We start from the raw sequence: 16,499 nt of genomic DNA, 5'->3' as shown, positions 1-16,499 counted from the left end.
TTACGGGATTAGGCTTACTTTTTCAATAAATATTTCGTTCATGCTGGGTATAACTTCTTGCAGCATATTGATGCGTGTTTTAGGGAGCAGGTATTGCAACACATCGTTTGATGTATTACCTTCTTTTAGCTTTAGTTTAATGGCGTGGCTATTATCATATCCTTCTTTTTCATCAATCAATTCAAAAGGCTGTGATCCATTAAATCCGATTTTTTCGCCTGAATATTCTACAATATAAATGTTGTTGCGGTAGGTGTTTTTAATATCCCTTATGGGGCCATCCAATATTTTTTTTGATTGGTGGAGTAAAGCAATTGCATCACAAAGTTCTTCAACCGATTCCATGCGGTGGGTGGAGAACAGGATGGTAGCACCTTTTTTATTCAGCTCCAATATCTCTTCTTTTATCACTTCGGCATTAACAGGATCGAAGCCGCTAAATGGTTCATCCAGGATGATCAGATCGGGCTCATGTAATACTGTAGCCACAAATTGGGCTTTCTGCTGCATTCCTTTTGATAGCTCCTCAATCTTCATCTTCCACCAGGTTTCCATACCAAGCTTATCGAACCAGAGTTTTAATCGTTTGATGGCTTCATCGCGACTCAAACCTTTTAAGCGGGCAAGGTAGATCATCTGTTCGCCGATCTCCATTTTTTTATATAAACCACGTTCTTCAGGTAAATAACCAATCCGGTCAATGTGTGATTGATTGAGCTTCTCGCCATTAAAATAAACCTCACCCGAGTCAGGCGCTGTAATTTGATTGATGATACGTATAAGCGAAGTTTTACCGGCTCCATTTGGCCCTAACAGACCAAATACCTGCCCGCTTTTTACTTCCAGACTTACATCGTTTAAAGCCGTGTGCCCGGCATATTGTTTAACAATGTTGCGGATGCTTAACATAGATAAAGAATTAATAGTTAAGATTTTTTGTGTTAGATACGATGGGTGCAATAAAGTTACATATTTAGGTGGAATGCTGAACATTGGATGCGATTGTAAATAAAAAAGGCCTGAAATCTTAATGATCTCAGGCCTTTGATTATATTTTTGCACGTTAAAAACTACTCAAAATATTCCTTCATCCGCTCAAAGAAACTTTTTTCGTTTTTGCCCGGATTGGGTTTGAAGTTTGGTGAGTTTTGCAATTTCTCCAGTAGTTCACGCTCTTCACGGCTTAGGGCTTTCGGTGTCCAGATGTTGATGTGCACTAATTGGTCGCCGCGATGATATGAATTTACTTCGGGCACACCTTTGCTCTTTAATCTTAATATTTTGCCGCCCTGAGTTCCGGGATCTATTTTAATTTTAACTTTTCCATCAATAGTTGGTACTTCAACACTGGTGCCTAAGGCCGCATCAATAAAGGTGATGTGCAGATCATAGATAACATTGTTGCCGTCGCGTTTTAAAGTTTCGTGAGGGATTTCCTCAATCAGGATGATCAAATCACCCGGCATGCCGCCACGTGGCGCTGCATTGCCTTTTCCGCTCATGCTTAGCTGCATGCCTTCGCTTACCCCTGCAGGGATATTAATGCTGATGGTTTCTTCGCCACGTACCACACCATCACCATGACAAACAGTACATTTTGACAGGATGGTTGAGCCTTCACCATTACAGGTAGGACAAGTGCTGGTAGTTTGCATCTGGCCCAAAATGGTATTGGTTACCCTGCGCACAGCGCCTGAGCCACCGCATGTTTTACAGGTTTGGAACGATGCCTTATCTTTTGCACCTGTGCCATCGCAGGTTTTACAAACAATCTGCTTGTTTACTTTTATTTTCTTTTCAGTGCCATTGGCAATTTCTTCCAATGTTAACCTTACTTTGATGCGCAGGTTGCTGCCACGCGCTACACGACGGCCAGCACCGCCGCCTTGTCTGCCACCGCCAAAAAAGCCTTCGAACGGACTGCCACCGCCAAAAATATCACCGAACTGGCTGAAAATATCATCCATGTTCATGCCGCCGGCACCACCGTATCCGCCGCCATTGGCAGACTGTGCGTTAGCCGCATGCCCAAACTGGTCATACCGCTGACGTTTCTCCGGATTACTTAATACTTCGTATGCTTCGGCTGCTTCCTTAAACTTATCTTCGGCAGCTTTGTCACCTTCATTCTTGTCCGGGTGATATTTAATAGCCATTTTACGATATGCTTTCTTTATCTCGTCAGCATCTGCACCTTTCGCTATGCCAAGCACATCGTAGTAATCTCTTTTAGCCATGTCTTTTATTTATTTCGGAGTTAGGATGTTCGATTTCAGATTTAGCCGATTTCGGATCCTTTCAATACTTATTTTTAATTATGGGAGAACAATATTTAATGATAGATTTAAGATAATTCCGAAATGAAACATCCGAAATCCGACATCAACTTATGCCCCTACGATTACTTTTGCGAAACGGATCACTTTATCATTAAGAAAATATCCTTTCTCCATTTCATCAATCACTTTTCCTTTCCACTCATCTGTTGGAGCGGGAATATTGGTGATAGCTTCTTGTAATTCAGGGTCAAATGGACTTCCAATAGATTCCATCTCTTTTAATCCTTTTTGTGTTAATATGCTTTTTAGTTTGTTTTGAACAAGTATAACACCTTCCCTAACCGGAGTTACATCACTTGCACCTTCCATTGACCGTAAGGCACGTTCAAAATCATCCAGAACAGGTAGTAGGGCAGCAATTACATCTTTGCCTTCCATTTTACGGGCTTCTTCGCGTTCTTTAACGGTACGTCTTCTAAAGTTATCGAATTCAGCATATAAACGCAAGTATTTGTCGTTAGCTGCAGATACTTCTTCTTTCAATACATCAACTGCCGAAGGCGCATTTTCTGCAGCCTGCGCATCAGTTTGTTCGTTTTCATTAATTATTTCGTTCAAACCTTCTGGGGTTTCCATGTCTTCTTTCTTTTTTTTCTTTAACATATCGTTAAAATTCATAGCTGATAGTGCCAATCAAGTATCTTGCCATTGCTATAAAGCCGACAAGGTGGCAGTAATATTTGTTTGGAACTGATTTGTTAGCAGTTTGCAGTATGCAGTTGTCAGTATGCAGATGAGGAAAAGTATGCTTTGTCAGTTTGTGTTTAACAGATTAAGAAATAGTTTGCAGTTTACAATTATCAGTTTGCACTTGTTAGTTCAATTATTCGGAAACTGCGAACTCAAAACTGCCAACTACCTAAGCAATCTTCGCATCCTCCAATACCTTACTGTTTTCACATTTAATAATGCGTGAGGGAAAAGTACGGATAATGTGATAATCGTGAGTAGCAATCAATACGGCAGTGCCTGATTGGCTGATCTGCTTAAGCAGTAATACAATCTCTTCAGAAGTATCCGGGTCAAGGTTACCTGTGGGTTCATCTGCCAAAATAATTTCTGGATCGTTCAGTAGTGCGCGGGCAATAACCACACGTTGTTGCTCCCCACCTGAAAGTTCATGTGGCATTTTTTTAAGTTTAGAACGCAGGCCTACTTTCTCCAATACGTCAAGTGCTTTGTCGGCAATTAGTTTTTTATCTGTCCAGCCGGTGGCACGCATTACAAATCGCAGGTTCTCCTCCACAGATCGGTCTGTAAGCAACTGAAAGTCCTGAAAAACAATACCCAGTTTACGACGTAAAAAAGGAATGTCTTTTGATTTAATATGGTTCAGGTCATAACCGCAAGCATGACCATTGCCGGTATTAATGGTCAAATCGCCATACATAACTTTAAGCAAACTACTCTTGCCCGATCCTGTTTGACCTATCAACCAAACAAAGTCGCCTTTGTCAATATGCAGGTTAACGTTTGATAGTACCAGGTGAGTCTGTTGAAAAATATCAACGTTATTTAACTTTATTATGGAATTACCGATCATGTTTTTTGGTTAATTAGTTCATTGGTTCACCGCTTCATTAGTTCATTGGTAATGTGTGGTTGAGAAGGATAGGCGATAATAAATATCCGTTAACCCCAATGAACTAATGAACAACTGAACTAATGAACATAGTCAAAGCTCTAATTTTAAGATCTGCCCAAAAGGCAGATCTTTTATAATATTCATTATGTACTCAGTTTTGTCGTGCAAGCCCGCCTTATCTAAGGATTTTTCGGGCCTATCCACCCTGAAATAAGCAAGCAGAGTAAACTTATCATCCCTAAGCTGTACGTAATCAGGTATTTTGGCAACGCCTTTTACTTTTATAATATACATTTTTAGTCCATAGTCCATGGCCGATAGTCCATAGTCAGTATTTGTAAATAATTACAGGAATAACTATGGTCCATGGACTATCGACCATGGACTTATTTCTTACAGCGCCAATACTTCTTTCACTCTTGCTGCAGCTTCTTTAAGCAGTATAGCCGAGAATACTTTTAAACCAGAGTTATCAATTAATTCTTTTGCTTCAACAGCATTTGTTCCTTGTAAGCGAACGATAATTGGTACTGGGATATTGCCTATTTCATGATAAGCATCAATTACACCCTGGGCCACACGGTCGCAACGAACAATACCACCAAAAATGTTAATTAGGATGGCTTTAACATGCGGATCTTTTAAGATGATGTTAAAAGCCGCTTTTACTGTTTGTGCATTAGCAGTACCGCCTACGTCCAAAAAGTTAGCAGGCTCACCACCGGCAATTTTAATAATATCCATTGTAGCCATAGCTAAACCTGCACCATTAACCATACAGCCAACGTTACCGTCAAGCTTTACATAGTTAAGGTTTGATTTGCTGGCTTCAACTTCCATCGGGTCTTCTTCATTGGTGTCGCGCAATGCAGCAAAATCAGGATGACGGTATAAAGCGTTATCATCCAGGTTTACCTTAGCATCAACAGCCAGTATTTTATTGTCAGATGTTTTTAAAACCGGGTTAATTTCAAATTGTGAAGAATCGGTTGCATCGTAAGCTTTATATAAGGCTGTGATAAATTTCACCATATCCTTAAATGCATCACCTGAAAGACCAAGATTGAAGGCGATTTTACGCGCCTGGAAACCTTGTAAACCAACTTTAGGGTCAATTTCTTCTTTGTGTATCAACTCAGGGGTTGAGTGTGCAACTTCTTCTATATCCATACCACCTTCGGTTGAATACATGATAATGTTGCGGCCTTTTGCACGGTCAAGTAAAACGCTGATATAAAATTCTTTTGTTTCGCTTTCGCCCGGATAGTAAACATCCTGTGCTACTAAAACCTTGCGTACTAATTTACCTTCGGGGCCGGTTTGTGGGGTAACCAACTGCATTCCCAGGATGGCTCCGGCTCTTTCCTTCACCTCATCAAGGTTCTTTGCTAATTTAACACCGCCGCCTTTACCACGGCCACCAGCATGGATTTGGGCCTTTATAACTACCCAGCTCGATCCATAATCTTCTTTCATTTTTTGAGCAGCTTCTACAGCTTGTTCAACGGTATCGGCTACAATACCTTCCTGAACCCTTACGCCAAAGCTTTTTAATATAGCTTTACCTTGATATTCGTGAATATTCATGTCTTTTGAAGAATTTGCCGTAAAGCTAATAAATAAGTCCGAAAGTCATCAAGTATGCAAGCCCGAAAGAAATTTATTACGTTGTGTTGAAATAGATTTCAATTGTTTACATCGTTCAATAAATATCAAATAGTAATGACTTTTGCGCGCTTCGCACTTTCGGACAAAAAATCTACATTTGCTGTATGCTCAAAGCCCATAATATTCACAAAGCATACGGAAAACTTGAAATACTGAAAGGCGTTGATCTTGAAGTTGAAAAAGGCGAAATTGTTACCATCGTTGGCGCATCAGGCGCCGGAAAAAGTACCCTGCTTAATATATTAGGCACTTTAGACAGACCTGATTCAGGAAAGCTGTTTATAAATAATGTAGAAGTTAGCGGCTTAAATAATAAAACTTTAAGCAATTTCAGAAATCAACGCATTGGTTTCATCTTTCAGTTTCATCATTTACTGGGCGAATTTGATGCTATTGAAAATGTATGTATTCCGGCATTTATTGCGGGTACATCACGTAAGGATGCGGAGAAGAGAGCAACTGAATTGTTACAATTATTAGGACTTGGCGACAGGTTAAATCATAAGCCAAATGAACTTTCAGGTGGTGAACAACAAAGGGTGGCCGTAGCCAGGGCGCTGATCAATAATCCGTCGCTCATATTTGCCGATGAACCATCAGGTAACCTGGATTCGGCCAATTCATTGGAGTTGCACCAATTATTTATTAAACTCCGAAATGAGTTTAACCAAACCTTTGTAATTGTAACCCATAATCAAGATCTGGCCGATCTGTCCGACCGTACCGTTTCTATGAAAGATGGTTTGATAGACTTATAATTAAGAAATATCCATGTACACACTTATAACATCGGCTACATCTTCAAATGCTTACCGGCTTAAAAATGAGTTAAATCAGCCAGATGTTATTTTGGGCGATTATCTGGAACTTCCGGCAATTATGTTAAATAGCAATGACATGATCAGGCTGCCCAAACCATCGTCAATAGCTTATGCGCATGAAATGCTGACTTTATGTCTGGATAAGGGAATCAGTAAAGTTTATGCTTTACGCGATGAGGAGTTTGAAAGCCTTGCCGAGGCTGCAACTCTATTTGTGGAGTTTGGAATTGTGATTGTTCGTGGTTAAAAGCTATAAACAGTTTTAATACAATTGATAAATTATATAACGGTAAGATGTTGTTTACTGTTTATCAAACAAGTGGAAGATGAATTTACATACAATAGATACCGGATTTTTTAAGTTAGATGGTGGCGCTATGTTTGGCGTTGTGCCCAAAACTATCTGGAATAAAACAAACCCGGCTGATGAAAATAATTTATGCACTTGGGCCATGCGCTGTCTGCTGATTGAAGATGAAGGCAGATTGATTTTGGTTGATACAGGTATTGGTAATAAACAAGATCAAAAGTTTTTTAGTCACTATTATTTGCATGGTGACGCCACAATCGATGCTTCGCTGGCTAAACTGGGATTGCATAAAGATGATATCACGGATGTGTTTTTAACACACCTGCATTTTGATCACGTGGGGGGAGCTGTGGTGAAAGATGGTGAAAGGTTATTGCCTGCATTTAAAAATGCCACCTACTGGAGTAACCCGCAGCATTGGGATTGGGCGGTAAATCCGAATGAGCGGGAGAAAGCCTCGTTTTTAAAAGAGAATATTTTACCCATTCAGGAAAGCGGACAATTGCAGTTTGTTTCTGCCGAAGATGGGGTTAAGTTTAGCGAAAATGTACATGTCCGTTTTGTTTATGGGCATACTGATGCCATGATGCTGCCCTTGATTAACTATAAGGATAAAAGTATTTTGTATATGGCTGATTTGCTGCCATCAACAGGGCATATTCCGCTCCCTTATGTTATGGCTTATGATATGTTCCCACTTAAAACTTTAACTGAAAAAAAACAATTTCTGACTGAAGCTGTTGAAGAAGAGTACGTTTTATTTTTGGAGCACGATCCGGTAAACGAATGCTGTACTTTGCAAAAAACAGAAAAAGGTATAAGATTAGCTGAAACTTTTAGCTTAAAAGAGCTTTAATATTGATTTAATTTAAACCACAAAAACCGTGCAATAAATTGCATAAAATCAATAAAATAACACTCTTTTTTTTATATAAATTTTAGTTAAAATATGTCATAACAATTTCTTACCTTTGCACGTTCTATTCTAAAAGAAGAATCGAGGTAATTTAAATAAATGAGACAACTCAAAATAACTCAATCCATTACCAATCGCGAATCACAATCGCTTGATAAATATCTTCACGAGATTGGTAAAGTTGATCTGATAACAGCCGAAGAAGAAGTAATATTAGCGCAAAAGATAAGAGAGGGCGATCAGGCTGCATTAGAACGTTTAACAAAGACAAACCTTCGTTTCGTGGTTTCAGTTGCTAAACAATATCAAAACCAGGGCCTAACACTTGGTGATTTAATTAATGAAGGTAATCTGGGTTTAATTAAGGCAGCTAAACGCTTTGATGAAACCAAAGGATTTAAATTTATATCATACGCCGTTTGGTGGATCCGTCAGTCAATATTACAAGCTATTGCTGAACAATCACGTATTGTGCGTTTACCATTGAACCAGGTAGGCTCATTAAGTAAAATTAGTAAAGCATTTTCAAAGCTTGAACAGGAATATGAGCGTGAGCCATCACCTGAAGAGCTGGCTGATATGCTGGAAACTACCGTTGATAAAATTTCGGATACGCTGAGTAACTCAGGCCGTCATGTATCAATGGATGCTCCGTTTGTACAGGGTGAAGAAAATACTTTGCTTGATGTATTAGAAAATCAAGAACCTAATACTGACTCGATACTGATCAATGAGTCATTATCAGAAGAAATAAAACGTTCTCTTTCAACACTAACTGAGCGTGAGCGCGAAATTATTGTATTGTTTTTCGGTTTAGGTACTAATCACCCACTTTCACTTGAAGAAATTGGTGAAAAATTTAATTTAACACGTGAGCGTGTTAGGCAGATTAAAGACAAGGCATTACAACGCCTGCGTCATACTTCAAGAAGCAAAATTCTTAAATCCTATTTAGGATAATATAATTCCATTTTGGTATTAAAAATAAAGGCTTGATAACTTATTAAAAGTTCTCAAGCCTTTTTGTTATACCTATTTTTTTAAAAATGCTGCAACCTCTTTGCTTATAAGTAAGTCTATTGTTTAACAATATACCCAATGAGCAAAATCTGTCTATTGATAATCACTTTTATGTTATGCTATAGCTTTGCGGCTGGCAAAAGTAAATTAACATTAGGTAATGTTACTTTTAAGAGTTTATTTGCTGATCCTGATGTAATACCCACAGCAGATTTTAAAACACTTATTGTTCCTATAAAAAGAGTTGGAAACCTGATAATAGTTGAAGCTACTGTTGACACGCTTGAAGGAAACTTTGTACTGGATACAGGTGCACCTTATCTTATCCTTAATGAAACCTATTTTAGAAATTATCCTAATATGGGTAATGATGAAGTTGTCGGAGCTACTGGTGTATCGTCGGGCTCCTATGCTACCATTGTTCGTGACTTTTCAATTCTTGATCTTAAATATAATAGGTTAACAGCACAGGTTACCAATTTATCGTCCATTGAAAATGGTAGGCACATAAAAATACTAGGATTATTAGGTACTCGTTTGTTTTCAAAATTTGCTTTAACGGTTGATCTTTTCCGTAATGTACTTTATATTCAAAAGCTTGGTAAGGATGGTAATATCCCTGAATCTGAACTTTTTTATCATAATCCGTTTCTGATAAGCCCTTTTAAATATCTGGATGATATCATGTTTTTTAAAGGCAGCGTAAATAATAATGTTTTTTGGTTCGCTTTTGATACTGCTGCTGAAACCAATTTGTTGGATTATCAAAAAACAAAAAATATCATGTCGTCAATGCATGTAATGGGGCGTTCTAAACTAACATGCATTGGTGGTTTTAGTTTTGAAGTAATTTATGCCTGTTTTGATCAGTTAACGATCGGGGAGCAAACCTTTATGAAAAATCAGGTTTTAATTACCAGCCTGGAAAAAATAGGGGAGTGTTATGGATATAGAGTAGACGGTGTTTTAGGAAACGATTTTTTTTCAAGGGGTATTTTTACGATCAATTTCGTGAAAAAAGAATTTGAAATGTACATTTACACTAATCAGTAAACTCCATTACAAAAATGAGGTGTAAGGTACTTATAGCTGTTATAACGGTATGGTTTTCTAATAATATAAATGTCATAATGGCACAAGGGCACAATGCCCTTATTATAGAAGAAGATCGGCTGATTATACAGATTGACCTGAGGTCGTCTAAAATACAGTTGGATAGTATTCTTAAGATTGCAGGCATTCGTGAAGCAAACACGGATAACATAATAAAAGGCGATTTTGGTTTTTTTAAGAATGAAGGCTGGGTTTTTGAAGCCAAACAAGATAATATTGTAAAGTTTAACAGGCCGTTGATTGTGTTGAGCAATAACTCTCAGCGTACGCCATATCTTGTTACTACTCAAATACCAGATATTAATGGCAAATCAAAAAAATCACCCCTTGTAAATTATGGTATAAATAAATTTGCCAAAATTACTGTTTATGAACTGGCGTCCGGTTTAACCCGCTTTATTTTGCCGGGGTATGAACGCTCAAAAAGAGTTTTTTTATCAGGCAATTTCAATAATTGGAGCACCTTAAAAGGACTGATGAAAAAAGCCGATGGAGGTTGGCTGCTGGATGTTAAACTGGAGGCTGGGGCTTGTGAATATAAATTTATAACAGATGGCAGGTGGACTACAGATCCGGATAATTTGATTCAAACTAATGATGGAGCCGGTAATGTAAACTCGGTTTATTATAAATATAATTATACGTTTAAATTATCAGGATACTCCTTAGCGCACAAGATAACTGTGGCAGGCGAATTTAATAACTGGAATACCGATGAATTATCACTAGGGAAAAAGGATAATATCTGGCAGCTACAGATGTACCTGAGCGAGGGAAAACATTTATATTGTTTTATGGTTGATGACCAGCGGATAACTGATCCTTTAAACCCGCATAAAGAAAACAATATTGGAGGTAATTTAAGTTCAGTATTAAATATTGGCGAAATGGTGACTTTTAAGCTTGATGGATATTCAAGTGCGAAAAATGTAACGATATCCGGCAATTTTAATAATTGGGACGAAAATACGTTGCAGATGCAGCGGGTTGCAAATAGATGGATCCTTCCGGAAACGTTTCCTGCCGGAAATTATAGCTATAGGTTTATCGTTGATGGAATATCAATGGTTGATCCTCAGAATCCATTTACGTTGTTTGAAAAAGGCGAGTTTAAATCGTTTTTAGCATTGAAACCCACGCATTACTTTATTTTGAAAGGATTTAGCAGCGCTAAAAAAGTTACCATACATGGCTCCTTTAATAATTGGGAACCGCATGGTTATACCATGGCCCGCAAAGGTGATGATTGGATAATTGGTTTTAACCTTAAGCCTGGAAAGTATCTGTACAAATTTATAGTTGACGATAGATGGATCCTTGACCCGGGAAATAAATTTTGGGAACAAAATGAATTTAATACGGGTAATTCCGTTTTATGGATTGAATAGTTGTGGATATTTAATAAAAAAGTAAATTAGCATTCATAATTAAGTGATATTGAATTTATGACTATTCCTATATATCAGGCTGATGCCTTTACTGATAAGCTTTTTGGTGGTAACCCTGCCGCTATTTGTCCTTTGGAAAAATGGCTCCCTGATGAAACAATGCAAAAGATAGCAATTGAAAATAATCTTGCTGAAACTGCTTTTTTTGTTAAAAATGAAAACGGATATAAGCTACGTTGGTTCACCCCCGAGTATGAAATTGATCTGTGTGGCCATGCTACATTGGCTTCGGCGCATATCCTGTTTACCGAATTAGGCCATAAAGACGCTGAAATTCATTTTGAAACGATAAAAGCTGGTATACTAACGGTTAAAAAGGATGGTGATAAATACACGATGGATTTTCCGTCAAGACCTCCCATTCATATTGATCCGCCTGTAGGATTAATTGAAGCATTGAGTGAAAAACAGCCTGTAGAAGTTTTAAGATCGAGGGATTATTTCCTGGTTTATGAATCAGAGGATGATATTAAAGATATAGCCCCCGATTTTTTTGCTTTATCAAAAATGGATACGGTTGGGGTAATTGTTACCGCACACGGAAAGAAAGTTGATTTTGTATCCAGATTTTTTGCGCCCGGTGCGGGGATACCCGAGGATCCTGTTACCGGTTCAGCACATTGTAACCTGATACCATATTGGGCCGAAAAACTGAATAAAACGCAATTGCACGCTTACCAATTATCCGCCCGAAAAGGTGAACTCTGGTGTGAACTAAAGGGCGACAGAGTGCTAATGAGTGGTAAGGCCGTAACCTATTTAAAAGGCGGAATATTTTTTTGAGAAAATACGGTAAAAGGCGAACAATAGAATCACCTTTTACCGTACAATCAATACCCTACTGTAAACCTTTCTCTGATATGCTGTGGGTTCATTATTTCATCAATAATCGCTACTGCAAAATCTTCCATTGAAATAAAACTACGGCCGTTTTCATCCTTGATCAGTTGGTTTGTACCTGTACGAAAACTTCCTCTTCGTTCTTCAGGTGCAATTTCTGCAGCAGGGCTTACATACGTCCACTCTATTTGTTTTTCCTGCTTATATACCTTTAATGCTTCACGGTGTGCAAGGGCGGCGGGTTTATACTCCACAGGGAAATTAGGCGTATCAACCAATTGCAAGCCGGGAGAAACCTCCAAACTGCCTGCTCCGCCAACTATAATAAGGCGCTTTACATGAGCTTGTTTTAACCCATTTAGCAGGGGAGTTGCAATTTCAACAATTGATGAGGGTGTTGCTCCATTGGTATAATTGTATGCACAAACTACGGCATCATGGTCAAATGCTGCCGCTTCAACGTCCTGGGTATTAAACAGATCGCCTTTAGCAACTCTTAAATGCGATCTTTCGTTTTTATAATCTTCGGGGTGGCGTACTATTGCGGTAACATTGTGACCCCGGTTTAAGGCTTCTGTAACTATGCGGCTGCCAATACGGCCACTAGCACCAAATACTGCTATTTTCATAATGTATAAATGTTATAAAGGGTATAATTGTTTTGATAAATGAAGGTTATTGATCAGCCTTCTCAGATCAATCAGGAATGTAAAATTAATCATTAAAAAGAGCTATTGCCAAGCTTTAATATCAGGCTTTCAATGAGCTAAAAAAAACATAGAAAATTGATTTTTTTATGATTACTTTGAAGGTTCGAATTTTTCAGGAACAGGATACTATAAATGCAGCTTACACGATTAGAAATCAAGGGCTTTAAAAGCTTTGGCGATAAAATTACCATTAACTTTAATGAAGGTGTTACAGCTATTGTGGGGCCAAATGGGTGTGGTAAATCAAATGTAGTTGATTCTATCCGTTGGGTGCTGGGTGAACAAAGCACCCGTACGCTCCGCTCTGAAAAAATGGATAATGTGATATTTAACGGTACCAAAAGCCGTAAAGCCGCTAACCTGGCCGAAGTATCGCTCACATTTGATAATACAAAAAATGTTTTACCTACTGATTTCACCCAGGTAACATTAACACGCAGGCTGTACCGTTCGGGTGAAAGCGAGTATCGCTTAAACGATGTGCAATGCAGGCTAAAAGATATTACTGATCTTTTTTTAGATACGGGTATTGGTGCCGATTCTTATTCTATTATTGAGTTAAAGATGATTGATGAAATCATTACCAATAAAGAAGGTTCGCGCCGTAATTTGTTTGAAGAAGCATCAGGTATCTCAAAATATAAACTTCGCAAAAAGCAAACCTTCAATAAGCTAAAGGATACAGAAGCTGATTTGGAAAGGGTAGAGGATTTGCTTTTTGAGATAGAAAAGAACCTGAAGACATTGGAGAATCAGGCCAAAAAAACAGAACGTTATTACAGGCTTAAAGATCAGTATAAAGCACTCAGTGTTATGCTGGCCTCATTCAGGATAGCATCTTTCAGTGAATCTCTTGCTAAAATTGAAGAACAGGAACAAAGGCATAAGGAAGAAAAATCGGGTATTGTTACCCAGATTGATAGTTTGGAAGCTGTTTTACAGCAACATAAACTCGATAGTTTAACCAAGGAAAAAAACTTATCAACCCAACAAAAAGCTACCAATGAGTACGTGTCAAAAATACGGGCTTATGAGAGTGAAAAAAAGATAAAAAATGAACAGCTAAAGTTTCAGCAGGACAAAGAATCTCGCTTAACAGAAGAACTTGATCGCGATAAAACCCAGCTGAACCATGTACTGTACAATATTAAACGCCTTTCGGAAGAAAAAGCCCAGGAAGATGAAAACTTTGAAACAGTAAGGTTAAAAGTTGCTGATTTAAAAGAAGCTGTTGATGAACTAAGGGAACAGCAGTCAGCAGCGCGTAATGAGCTGAATGAGTTGGCAAATATCAATACCCGTTTGCAAAATCAGGCTTATAAAGCGGAAAAGGATTTAGATATTCTGCAAATACAACAGCAGGCGCTAGAGCAGGAAAGTCAGCGTAATATGGAAGATGCTACTAATAAAGAAGCAGAGCTTTCACATTTTAACGAAGCAGTTTATGGTTTGCAGGATAGGGTTGAACTAGCAGAAAAAGATTTTCAGGAGATAGTTGATTTTGAAAATAAATTACAGGAAGATATAAAAGCTACCGAGGCTGAGCTTAACACCGTACAGGAGGGAATTATACGCGAAGGTCGTAAGCTTGATGCCAAGCAGAACGAATATAATTTAACCAAAAGCATGGTTGATAACCTGGAAGGCTTTCCAGAATCAATCCGCTTTTTGAAAAAGAATACCGAATGGTCAAAAAATGCTCCACTTTTTAGTGATATTTTATTTTGCCGCGAGGAGTATCGTGTTGCCATAGAAAACTACCTGGAGCCGTTAATGAACCACTATGTAGTTGATAGTTATGATGAAGCCATTAAGGCCATTAATTTATTAAGTAAAGCGGCACAGGGTAGGGCTCAGTTCTTTGTTTTAAATAGTTATAAAGATCAGCCTGAAGCAAGCAAAATAGATGTTGAAGGTGCTATCCCAGCTTTAAACGTGGTTGAGGTTGATAAACGGTATCAGTACTTATGCAGCTATCTGCTTAACAATGTTTACCTGATTGACGATAACAGTGAACAGGCTCTTAATAATATAGAATTAACCAATGGCGTAGTATTAATTGGCAAGAGTGGTAAGTTTAATAAATCAAAATATACCATGGCCGGTGGCTCTGTTGGTCTTTTTGAAGGTAAAAGGATAGGACGGGCCAAGAATCTGGAGAATCTTTTAAAGGTTATTAAGCTGATAGATTTAGAGGTTAATGATTTTAAAACCCGTTTTGAAGCCTTGCAAAATAAACTTGTAGCATTAAAAGCATCAGGTAAGGCTGCCGAAATAAAGCAAAAGCAGCAGGAGCTTAACTTATTAAATACGGAGCTCATTACCGTTAAAACAAGGCAGGAGCAGTATCAAACCTTTATCGAAAATAGTCTTAACCGTAAAGAAGATATAGCCCGCAAAATTGAAAGCATTACAGAAGAAAAGCAAGCACTATTGCCACAATTGGAAGAGCTGAAAGAGCAAAAGCAAATTCAAATCGACTTACTGGCAGAAAAGCAGTTTGCCTTTAATGAGCTGAATGAATATGTGTCCGTTCAATCCAATGCGTATAACCAGGAGAATATCCGGTTCCATCAGCAGCAGAATAAAGTATCGGGGCTGGTGAAGGATTTGGATTACAGGCAAACTCAACAGGAGAGTCTTGAAGGAAGGATAACACAGAATAACCTTGAACTTGAAAAGGTAAAAGTAGCCATACAGGAAAATTTGCAACAGGCAGATAATTCTGATGATGATTTGTTGGAAATGTACGAGCAAAAGGATGCATTGGAAAAAGCAACCCAGCAGGCAGAACAGGAATATTATGAGTGGCGGGGTAAAATATCAGAGTCAGAAAACGAAGTAACCGTATTGCGCCGTAAAAAGGACAATGCCGAAACCATAGAAAATGCGCTGAAAGATGAAAGAACAAATCTGAAGCTGGAGTTAAATGCCCTGAAAGAAAGGCTATCAGTTGAATTTAATATTGATATTCAGGACCTGCCGGAAACTGAAATGGCCGAAGGCGAAAATGAGCATGATATACGCGATAAAACAGAGAAACTTAAAAAGCAGTTAGACGAATTTGGCGCCATTAACCCAATGGCGGTAGAAGCTTATAACGAAATGGATGAACGTTGTACCTTCATCAAATCACAAAAGAAAGATCTGAGTGATGCTAAGGCTTCTTTACTGGCAACAATTCAGGAAATTGATGACACTGCACGTGAGAAGTTCATGACTTCTTTTACGCTGGTAAGGGAAAATTTTATAAAAGTATTCCGTTCATTGTTTAATGAGGAGGATTCATGCGATTTGATTCTTACTGACCCTCAGCATCCGCTCGAATCAGATATTGATATCATTGCCAAACCAAAAGGTAAGCGGCCGCTATCCATCAACCAGCTTTCAGGTGGTGAAAAAACATTAACAGCAACGGCTATCCTGTTTTCATTATACCTTTTAAAACCTGCCCCTTTCTGTATTTTTGATGAGGTTGATGCTCCTTTGGATGACACCAATATTGATAAATTCAATAATATTATCAGGGCGTTTTCAAAAGAGTCGCAGTTCATTATTATCTCCCACAATAAAAGAACCATTGCCAGCACCGATATTATTTATGGCGTAACCATGGTTGAGCAAGGTATATCGAGAGTTGTTCCGGTTGATTTAAGGGAACTGGTTGACTAAACTATAGATTGTTAGAAATAGAAAAGCCTAAAGCGAAAGTGTAAAATCTTTCTGCTT

The 16,499-nt window shown here is 38.3% G+C and carries 15 protein-coding genes; 8 read left to right on the top strand and 7 right to left on the bottom strand.

The genetic code is table 11. The features are described from left to right. The 6 genes from JN11_RS18780 to sucC form a co-directional block, all read right to left on the bottom strand. A complete protein-coding gene (locus JN11_RS18780; protein WP_246139055.1) occupies positions 1 to 993 on the bottom strand; it encodes an ABC transporter ATP-binding protein in 993 nt (330 codons plus the stop codon). 77 nt (positions 994 to 1,070) lie between these two features. After that, positions 1,071 to 2,237 carry a molecular chaperone DnaJ gene (dnaJ, locus tag JN11_RS18775; RefSeq protein WP_144915032.1) on the bottom strand — a complete coding sequence of 389 codons (1,167 nt, stop codon included), beginning with the start codon at positions 2,235 to 2,237 and terminating at the stop codon, positions 1,071 to 1,073. 150 nt (positions 2,238 to 2,387) lie between these two features. Next, a complete protein-coding gene (locus JN11_RS18770) occupies positions 2,388 to 2,942 on the bottom strand; it encodes a nucleotide exchange factor GrpE (protein WP_144915237.1) in 555 nt (184 codons plus the stop codon). 256 nt (positions 2,943 to 3,198) lie between these two features. Continuing rightward, on the bottom strand, positions 3,199 to 3,882 hold the full coding sequence (locus tag JN11_RS18765) for a cell division ATP-binding protein FtsE (RefSeq protein WP_144915030.1): 684 nt from the start codon (positions 3,880 to 3,882) through the stop codon (positions 3,199 to 3,201). Between the two features lie 132 nt (positions 3,883 to 4,014). Further along, complete coding sequence (locus JN11_RS18760; protein WP_144915235.1) at positions 4,015 to 4,218, bottom strand: fructose-6-phosphate aldolase; 204 nt, start codon at positions 4,216 to 4,218, stop codon at positions 4,015 to 4,017. 99 nt (positions 4,219 to 4,317) lie between these two features. Beyond that, positions 4,318 to 5,541, bottom strand: a complete 1,224-nt coding sequence (sucC, locus tag JN11_RS18755) for an ADP-forming succinate--CoA ligase subunit beta (RefSeq protein ID WP_262713294.1) — start codon at positions 5,539 to 5,541, stop codon at positions 4,318 to 4,320. A gap of 155 nt (positions 5,542 to 5,696) precedes the next feature. On the opposite strand from sucC, the gene JN11_RS18750 reads away from it, so the two are divergent. The 7 genes from JN11_RS18750 (at position 5,697) to JN11_RS18720 (ending at position 12,003) form a co-directional block, all read left to right on the top strand. Next, positions 5,697 to 6,350 carry an ABC transporter ATP-binding protein gene (locus JN11_RS18750; RefSeq protein WP_144915027.1) on the top strand — a complete coding sequence of 218 codons (654 nt, stop codon included), beginning with the start codon at positions 5,697 to 5,699 and terminating at the stop codon, positions 6,348 to 6,350. A gap of 13 nt (positions 6,351 to 6,363) precedes the next feature. Then, entirely contained in the window at positions 6,364 to 6,660 is a 297-nt protein-coding gene (locus JN11_RS18745) for an ATP-grasp domain-containing protein (protein ID WP_144915025.1), read from the top strand. A gap of 79 nt (positions 6,661 to 6,739) precedes the next feature. Then, positions 6,740 to 7,579, top strand: a complete 840-nt coding sequence (locus tag JN11_RS18740; protein WP_144915024.1) for an MBL fold metallo-hydrolase — start codon at positions 6,740 to 6,742, stop codon at positions 7,577 to 7,579. Between the two features lie 159 nt (positions 7,580 to 7,738). Then, complete coding sequence (locus JN11_RS18735; protein ID WP_094570678.1) at positions 7,739 to 8,599, top strand: sigma-70 family RNA polymerase sigma factor; 861 nt, start codon at positions 7,739 to 7,741, stop codon at positions 8,597 to 8,599. Between the two features lie 138 nt (positions 8,600 to 8,737). Then, a complete protein-coding gene (locus tag JN11_RS18730; RefSeq protein ID WP_144915022.1) occupies positions 8,738 to 9,712 on the top strand; it encodes a pepsin/retropepsin-like aspartic protease family protein in 975 nt (324 codons plus the stop codon). A gap of 77 nt (positions 9,713 to 9,789) precedes the next feature. Further along, complete coding sequence (locus JN11_RS18725) at positions 9,790 to 11,160, top strand: hypothetical protein (RefSeq protein WP_170227792.1); 1,371 nt, start codon at positions 9,790 to 9,792, stop codon at positions 11,158 to 11,160. Between the two features lie 57 nt (positions 11,161 to 11,217). Next, a complete protein-coding gene (locus JN11_RS18720) occupies positions 11,218 to 12,003 on the top strand; it encodes a PhzF family phenazine biosynthesis protein (protein ID WP_144915019.1) in 786 nt (261 codons plus the stop codon). Between the two features lie 47 nt (positions 12,004 to 12,050). Here the strand turns inward: JN11_RS18720 and JN11_RS18715 are convergent, their stop codons facing one another. Beyond that, positions 12,051 to 12,689: an NAD(P)-dependent oxidoreductase gene (locus tag JN11_RS18715; protein ID WP_144915017.1), complete on the bottom strand. Its 639-nt coding sequence runs from the start codon at positions 12,687 to 12,689 to the stop codon at positions 12,051 to 12,053. Between the two features lie 213 nt (positions 12,690 to 12,902). Here JN11_RS18715 and smc point away from each other — a divergent pair, with 213 nt between their 5' ends. After that, a complete protein-coding gene (gene smc / locus JN11_RS18710; RefSeq protein WP_144915016.1) occupies positions 12,903 to 16,442 on the top strand; it encodes a chromosome segregation protein SMC in 3,540 nt (1,179 codons plus the stop codon). The last annotated feature ends 57 nt before the right edge of the window (positions 16,443 to 16,499 follow it).

Origin of the sequence: Mucilaginibacter frigoritolerans, from assembly GCF_007830615.1 — a bacterium.
GTDB lineage: Bacteria > Bacteroidota > Bacteroidia > Sphingobacteriales > Sphingobacteriaceae > Mucilaginibacter > Mucilaginibacter frigoritolerans.
This window is presented reverse-complemented; position numbering and strand designations above follow the sequence as displayed.